4 protein-coding genes are annotated in these 4,671 nt (G+C 74.8%); 3 read left to right on the forward strand and 1 reads right to left on the reverse strand.

Annotated features, from left to right (window positions below):
* From ACWEVO_RS30560 to ACWEVO_RS30570, 3 genes are all read left to right on the forward strand, one after another.
* A partial coding sequence (locus tag ACWEVO_RS30560) for a cold-shock protein (RefSeq protein ID WP_452310931.1) occupies window positions 1-314 on the forward strand: 314 nt, incomplete at its 5' end.
* A gap of 54 nt (window positions 315-368) precedes the next feature.
* Complete coding sequence (locus ACWEVO_RS30565) at window positions 369-2,663, forward strand: RNA degradosome polyphosphate kinase (RefSeq protein ID WP_452310932.1); 2,295 nt, start codon at window positions 369-371, stop codon at window positions 2,661-2,663.
* Between the two features lie 28 nt (window positions 2,664-2,691).
* The gene (locus tag ACWEVO_RS30570; RefSeq protein ID WP_452310933.1) at window positions 2,692-3,573 is read left to right on the forward strand and encodes an NUDIX domain-containing protein; all 882 of its coding nucleotides are present in this window, start codon (window positions 2,692-2,694) and stop codon (window positions 3,571-3,573) included.
* A 102-nt stretch (window positions 3,574-3,675) separates the two neighbouring features.
* Here the strand turns inward: ACWEVO_RS30570 and ACWEVO_RS30575 are convergent.
* Window positions 3,676-4,671 (reverse strand): endonuclease/exonuclease/phosphatase family protein (locus ACWEVO_RS30575; protein WP_452310934.1); only part of this gene is annotated, 996 nt, incomplete at its 5' end.

Here is a 4,671-nt window from a genome sequence, read left to right on the forward strand (position 1 = left end):
GCCCGCCTGGGCGTGGGTCCGCGCACCGCCGCGCTGCTCGCCGCCCGGCCGGCCGCCGCCCCCTGCTGACCGCAACGGCCGTCCCGGGCGACCGGCGGATCCGCTACGGTGCTGGCATGCAGGGCACGGTGGCCACCTACGACGCGTCGACCCGCAGCGGCGTGCTGCTCCTCGACGACGGCACCGAGCTGCCCTTCCCGGCCCGCGCCTTCGACGCCTCCGGGCTGCGGCTGCTCCGGCTCGGGCAGCGGGTCCGGATCGAGCGGGACGCCGCCGGCGAGGTCGTCCGGGTGACTTTGCCGACCATGTCCTGATCGACCTGCCCGGAGTTCATTTTCTGTTCACCGTTGTCGGGGAATCATGAGGTGGTGAGCACCCCTCGCGAGCACCCCGAGAGTCCGCCGCACCTCCTGCACCCGACCGCGCCCCGCAACGGCGCCCCGACCCGGGGCAGCGACGGCCGGTTCCGCCGGATCCGCTCCCCGGAGGAGAACCTCGACGCCGTGTCGGCCGCGCCCGACTCCGCCGGTCTGGAGGAGTCGCTCGACCCGGTGGAGGGCCCCGGCCCCGGCCCGGACGTCGCACCGCCAGCCGCGCAGCCGCTGCCCGAGGACCGCTTCCTCAACCGCGAGGTCTCCTGGCTCGACTTCAACGCCCGGGTGCTGGCGCTCGCCGAGGATCCCCGTACGCCGCTGCTGGAGCGGGCCAAGTTCCTGGCCATCTTCGCCAGCAACCTCGACGAGTTCTACATGGTGCGGGTGGCCGGGCTGAAGCGCCGGCTCTCCGCCGGCCTGCCGGTCCGCGGTGGCGACCGGCTGCCGCTGCGGACCCAGCTGGAGCTGATCGCGGAGAAGACGGCCGACCTGGTGGCCCGGCACGCCGCCTGCTTCGTCGACGAGGTGCTGCCCCGGCTCGCCGAGGAGGACATCCGGATCCTGCGCTGGAGCGACCTCGACGACCCCGAGCGGGAGCGGCTGCGCACCTGGTTCCGGGAGCACATCTTCCCGGTGCTCACCCCGCTCGCGGTCGACCCGGCGCACCCGTTCCCGTACATCTCGGGACGGTCGCTGAACCTGGCCGTGTCGGTGCGTGACCCGGACGGCGGCCCGGAGCTGTTCGCCCGGGTCAAGGTGCCGAACAACGTGCCCAGGTTCGTCCGGGTGGCCCGCGACCAGCCGGGGGCGCGCTTCCTGCCGGTGGAGGACCTCATCTCGGTGCACCTCGGGCAGCTCTTCTCCGGCATGCAGGTGGTCGAGTGCCACCTGTTCCGGGTCACCCGCAACGCCGAGGTGGAGGTGGACGAGGACCGCGACGAGGACCTGCTCCAGGCCCTCGAACGGGAACTGGCCCGCCGCCGGTTCGGCCCGCCGGTCCGGTTGGAGGTGGCCGCGTCCATCTCCGACCGCATGCTGGAGCTGCTCGTCCGGGAGCTGGACATGGACGGCCAGGACGTGCTCCGGGTCCGCGGCCTGCTCGACCTCTCCGCGCTCTGGCAGGTGTACGGCGAGGCCGACCGCCCCGACCTCGCCGACCCGCCGTTCGTGCCGGCCACCCATCCGCGGCTGACCGAGGGCGAGGTGCCGCGCAGCGTCTTCGCCACCCTGCGGGACGGGGACGTGCTGGTGCACCACCCGTACCACTCGTTCGCGACCAGCGTGCAGCGCTTCATCGAGCAGGCCGCCGCCGACCCGAACGTGCTGGCCATCAAGCAGACCCTCTACCGCACCAGCGGCGACTCCCCGATCGTCGACGCCCTGGTCGACGCGGCCGCCGCCGGCAAGCAGGTGGTGGTGCTGGTGGAGCTGAAGGCGCGCTTCGACGAGGTGGCGAACATCGGCTGGGCGCGCACCCTGGAACGCGCCGGCTGCCACGTCGTCTACGGCCTGGTGGGGCTGAAGACGCACTGCAAGACCGCCCTGGTGGTACGCCAGGAGGGCAACCAGATCCGGCGCTACTGCCACATCGGCACCGGCAACTACCACCCGAAGACCGCCCGGCTCTACGAGGACTTCGGCATGCTCACCGCCGATCCGGAGATCGGCGCCGACCTGACCGACCTGTTCAACGTGCTCACCGGCTACAGCCGGCAGACCGCGTACCGGCGGCTGCTGGTGGCCCCGCAGGGCATCCGGCGCGGCCTGATCGACCGGATCGAGCGGGAGATCGAGCACGTCCGGCTCGGCATGCCGGGACTCGTCCAGTTCAAGGTGAACGCGCTGGTCGACGAGGAGATCACCGACGCGCTCTACCGGGCGTCCCGGGCCGGCGTCCACGTCGACCTGCTGATCCGGGGCATGTGCACGCTGCGGCCCGGGGTGCCGGGGCTGTCGGAGAACATCCGGGTCCGCTCGATCCTCGGCCGGTTCCTGGAGCACTCCCGGATCTTCCGGTTCGGCAACAACGGCGACGCCGAGTTCTGGATGGGCTCCGCGGACCTGATGCACCGCAACCTGGACCGCCGGGTGGAGGCGCTGGTGCAGGTGAGCGATCCGGTGGCCCGCGCCGAGCTGGACCATGTGCTGTCCGCCGCGTTCAGCCCCGAGGTGGAGGCGTTCGAGCTGGCCGGGGACGGCAGCTGGCACCGGCGTACCGGGACCGATGAGGCACCACTGAGGCATCTGCAGGAGCTGTTGCTGCACCGGGTCGGCGGGACGGCGGGCTGACCGGCCGCGCACGGCTTACGGTGAGCCGATGACCGACGACGAGCCGGTGCGGATCCGGGCGGCGGGCGGGGTGGCCTGGCGCCCGGGGGCCACCGGCGTCGAGGTGTGCCTCGTGCACCGTCCCCGGTACGGCGACTGGTCGCTGCCGAAGGGCAAGCTGGACGCCGGCGAGCACCCGTTGCGGGCCGCCGTGCGGGAGATCGCCGAGGAGACCGACGCCCGGGCGGTGCCGCAGGTCCGGCTGCCCACCGTCCACTACCGCAGCGAGGGGCGGCCGAAGGCGGTGGACTACTGGTCGATGCGGGCCGTGGCGGCCGGCGGCTTCCAGCCGGACACCGAGGTCGACGAGGTCCGCTGGCTTCCCGTCGACGCCGCGGTACGCCTGGTCAGCTACCCGCACGACGCCGAGGTGCTCGCCGCGTTCGCGGCGCTGCCGCCGGTGACCGGCGTGGTGCTGCTGGTCCGGCACGCGCACGCCGGCAAGCGGGGCACCTGGACCGGCCCGGACACCGGCCGGCCGCTGGACGCGCAGGGCTGGGCGCAGGCGCAGGCCCTGGCCGCGCTGGTCGCCCTGATCCGCCCGGTACGGCTGCTCTCCGCCTCGGCCCGCCGCTGCGTGCAGACCCTCGACCCGGCGGCCGCCCTGCTGGACCTGCCGATCGAGGTGGTCGGTGACTTCGACGAGCCGCGGCCGGGCCAGCAGCCGGAGGAGTGCGCGCTGGCCGGGGCGGCCCGGCTGGCCGAGTTGGGCGCCGCCGGTGAGCCGGTCGCGGTGTGCAGCCAGGGCAAGGTGATCCCGGGCATGCTGGAGCGGTTGACCGGCCGTACCGACGACTTCGTCACCGCCAAGGGCGGCGGCTGGCTGCTCGCCTTCACCGGCGACCGCCTGCTCGCCGCCGACCGCTTGTAAGGAAGGGCCCCTTCTTAACGCCTCCGGTAGAGCAGGGGCCCCCTCTTAACGCGCTTCCGCAGCGCCGCAACCGGGCAGGGTGGGGCGCGACGGGCGCGGGGGTCAGGGCAGGGTGAGTGTCACCGCGACCGGCAGGTGGTCGCTGGCCGTGCTGCGGGGTGCCCGCGGCTCGGCGGCACTGAGACCGGGCGAGACGAACACGTGGTCGATCTGCTCGCGCGGGTCGTCCGCCGGGCTGGTCGGCAGCGGCCGGGCGGCGGCCAGCGCGTCCACCAGGCCGGCTGCGGTGAACGCGGCGAACGCCGGCTCGCCGGGCCCCGTGTTCAGGTCGCCGGCCAGCACCAGCGGGCGGCCGGCCGCGTACCGGACGGCGAAGCCGGCGACCTCGCGGGCCTGCGCCACCGGCCCCTGCCCGGGCGGCGGTTGCAGGTGGGTGGCGACCACGGCCAGGTCCCGGCCACCGAGGTCGAGCGTGACGCCGAGGGCCTGCGCCCCGGTGGGCGCGCCGTGCGCGGCGAGCGGCCGGCTGCGCCCGGACCGCACCGGGTACCGGCTCAGCACCGCGTCGCCCCACACCGGATCGGCGGCGGGCGCGAAGACGTACGGCATGCGCAGCCGCCGGGCCAGCAGGGCGAGGGTGTCGTGGCCGCCGTTGAGCAGCCAGCCCCGGTCCACCTCGCTGAGCAGCACCACGTCCGGGCGGGCGCCCCGGACCACCCGGGCCACCGCGTCGAGGTCGAGCCGGCCGTCCAGCCCGAACCCCATCCGGATGTTGTACGCCACCACCCGTACCGCCGCGGGCGCGCTGGCGGGCGGGTGCGGGGTCGGGGCCGGCCGGTGGATCCCGCCTCCGACGGCGGTCAGCAGCATCGCCCCGAGGACCGTCCATGCCGGCACCGGCGGGCGAAGCGGGCGTGCCGCTCCCGGCGGGGCAGCCACGGCTGCGGCGGCGACGACGAGCGCCGCCAGCACCGGTACCCAGCCGTTCGGGTACCCGAGGTCGTAGGCGGCGTAGTAGGCCACCGCCCCGACCGCGAAGCCCAGCATCCCGCCGACGACGGCGAACCCGCGCCGCCGGCCGCCGTCCCTGCCGCCCGG

It is taken from the genome of Micromonospora sp. NPDC003776 (assembly GCF_053605645.1).